Source organism: Flavobacterium sp., assembly GCF_049318325.1.
Classification (GTDB): Bacteria; Bacteroidota; Bacteroidia; order Flavobacteriales; family Flavobacteriaceae; genus Flavobacterium.
Window position 1 is genome coordinate 1 of sequence record NZ_JBMOGQ010000191.1, and the last position, 3,178, is coordinate 3,178.

General features: G+C 36.0%; 2 protein-coding genes and 1 pseudogene. All 3 read left to right on the plus strand.

The features are described 5' to 3' along the window. A partial coding sequence (locus ACOYLP_RS11500) for a gliding motility-associated C-terminal domain-containing protein (RefSeq protein WP_422856314.1) occupies positions 1 to 953 on the plus strand: 953 nt, incomplete at its 5' end. A gap of 54 nt (positions 954 to 1,007) precedes the next feature. Further along, positions 1,008 to 1,919 carry a PorP/SprF family type IX secretion system membrane protein gene (locus ACOYLP_RS11505; protein WP_422856315.1) on the plus strand — a complete coding sequence of 304 codons (912 nt, stop codon included), beginning with the start codon at positions 1,008 to 1,010 and terminating at the stop codon, positions 1,917 to 1,919. A 13-nt stretch (positions 1,920 to 1,932) separates the two neighbouring features. Then, a pseudogene (locus ACOYLP_RS11510) lies at positions 1,933 to 3,178 on the plus strand (flagellar motor protein MotB); the annotation flags it as partial.

The window sequence follows — 3,178 nt, forward strand, 5'->3', positions numbered from 1 at the left end:
CTTGGGATGTAACAGGAACACAACCTGCTGCTCCAACAGGATTGGCTTGCTACGAAACTGCAAACTTTAACACTACAACTTGTGCTTGGGTAGTTTCAGGTTCTCAACCTGCCGCTCCAACAGGATTAGCTTGCTACGAGACTGCAAACTTCAATACTACAACTTGTGCTTGGGATGTAACAGGATCTCAACCTGCTGCTCCAACAGGATTAGCATGTTACGAGACTGCTAACTTTAATACTACAACTTGTGGTTGGGTAGTTTCAGGTACGCAACCAGTTCAACCAACAATAGTAAACTGTTGGGATAATTTTGTGTTCAATACATCAACTTGTGTTTGGGATAATACAGGTGTTCAACCAGTTAGAAATATAGCTGTAGCGTCTCAATGTAATAATGATAGTTCATTATCCGTTGATATTCTAGATCTTATAAATACAGATTTCCCTGGTGTTGCGACTGCTACAGGAACTTGGAGTGTAAGTCCGGCAACCTCTGGATTGAACACTACTACAGGTGAGTTTATACCATTTGGGCTTCCTTCAGGAAATTATGTAGTTACCTACAACAATAATGACCTTGCTTGTCCAGGTATAGTAACTATAACAATACCTGTTGATGATACTTGTGTCGTTTTAGGTTGTGACACTGTAGAAATTCATAATGCATTCACGCCAAATGGTGATGGTATAAACGAATGGTTCCAAATTGATAACATAGAACAACCATGTCACTTGCCAAATACCGTTGAAATATATAACCGTTGGGGAGTTTTAGTTTATGAAACCAAAAACTACGACAACAATACAAGAAGATTTGAAGGTATTTCCGAAGGAAGAACTACAGTAAACAAATCATCTGAATTACCAACAGGCACCTATTTTTACATCATTCAATGGACTGATGGAACACAAAAGGTAACTAAAGACGGATATTTATACCTTACTAGATAAAAAAACCTACTAATTCCTGAGGGTTGAAAAGCACTCAGGTTAAAAATAGAAAATATGAGAACAAAAATTTTAATTTTCGCTTTGATGTTAACATCTTACGCTGGTTTTGCTCAGCAAGATGCACAGTATACTCAATACATGTACAACACCATTAATATCAATCCCGCTTATGCAGGATCTAGAGGAGTTACGAGTGTTTTTGGTTTACATCGTACCCAATGGGTTGGTTTAGATGGTGCTCCTACTACTAATACTTTCTCTTTCAATACCCCTATCAACAATAGCAATTTAGGTGTTGGCTTTTCTTTAGTAAATGACAGAATTGGTCCTACTAGTGACAATACTATATCGGCCGATATATCATACACTATTCCAATGAATGAAGTTTACAAACTGTCTTTTGGAGTTAAAGCTTCCGGGAATATATTTAATCTGGACACAGATAAATTGGATCCTGCTCAAGCTAACGATCCAAATCTTCAAAATTTCAACAATGAGTTTTCACCAAATTTTGGAGCAGGGGTTTATCTTCATTCTGATAAACTATATTTAGGACTTTCCGTGCCAAACTTCTTGCAAGACTCTAAATACAACGATAATGAGGTAGCGGTATTTCAAGAAAGAATGAATTTCTATTTTATTGGTGGGTATGTATTTGATGTATCGCAATCTATAAAATTCAAACCTGCCGTTTTAACCAAAATGGTAACTGGTGCTCCGCTCCAAGTAGATGCTTCTGCCAACTTTCTGTTCTTTGACAAGTTTATGCTTGGTGGTGCCTATCGTTGGGATGCAGCAGTAAGCGTACTAGCTGGATTTCAAGTAACTGATGGTTTATTTATTGGCTATAGTTATGATATGGAAACAACACAATTAAGAAGATACAACTCGGGTTCTCATGAGGTATTCTTACGATTTGAGTTGTTCAATAAAGTTAGTAAAATGGTATCACCTAGATTCTTCTAATACATAAAAAGTCATGAAAAATAAAATTACATATTTAGTACTACTAGCTATCACTTGTGTGAATAGTTATTCGCAGGTTACTAACAAAAAAGAAGTAAAAGGTAACAAAGAGTATGCAAAATACGCTTACATTGATGCTATTAAAACATACGAGCGAATCTATAAAAAAGGATATAAATCGCCTGACATGCTGCTCAAAATAGGTAACGCTTACTATTTTAATGCTGAATTAGAAAAAGCTAACAAATGGTATGCTGAACTCTATGCAACTAGTCCGGAGCAAGAACCTGAATTCTATTATCGTTTCTCCCAAACACTTAAAACTGTAAAAGAAAACGACAAAGCAGATGCTATGTTAGCCAAGTTTTTAGAAAAAAATGGTAATGATAATAGAGCAAAATTACTATCTCAAAATAAAGATTATTTAGCTGAAATAAAAAATAATTCGGGACGCTATAAAATCGAAAATGCGGGTGTAAATTCCAAATATTCAGATTATGGAACAGCCTTTATGGGAACCAAAGTGGTCTTTTGTTCTGCCCGTGATACTGGAAACTTCTCTAAAAGAATACACACTTGGACAGGCCAATATTTCACTAATCTTTATGATTCTCCTATAGCCGAAGATGGATCTCTTGGTGCCGTTGGTAAATTTGGCGGAAAAATAAATTCTAAATTCCACGAAGACACTCCAGCTTTTACTAAAGACGGAAAGACAGTGTACTTCACTCGAAATAACTATCTTGATGGTAGAGGTTTTGATGCTAGTAAAGTAACGCTACTAAAAATTTATAAAGCTACTGTAGACAAAGATGGCCAGTGGAATAATATAACGGCGCTTCCTTTCAACAGCGATAGTTATCAAACGGCACACCCTGCCCTATCACCAGATGAAAAAACATTATACTTTGTTTCTGACATGCCTGGAACTCATGGTCAATCAGATTTATTCAGAGTGAAATTAAATGATGATGGTAGCTTTGGAAATACTGAAAATCTTGGTGATGAGATTAACACACCTGGTAGAGAAACCTTTCCTTTTATATCAGATGATAACGAATTATACTTTGCTTCTGATGGACATCCTGGAATTGGTGGATTGGATATTTTTATCACAAGAATACCAATAGACGGCAGCCTAAACTTTAAAGAGGTGCTAAACCTTGGTGAAGAAGCTAATAGTATAAAAGATGATTTTGCCTTTATAATTAATTATAAAACTAAAAAAGGGTTCCTGAGTTCTAACAGAGATGGAGGAC

Bases quoted from the DNA above. Each gene is read 5' to 3' on its own strand.
- ACOYLP_RS11505 (WP_422856315.1), top strand. From the start codon at position 1,008: ATGAGAACAAAAATTTTAATTTTCGCTTTGATGTTAACATCTTACGCT.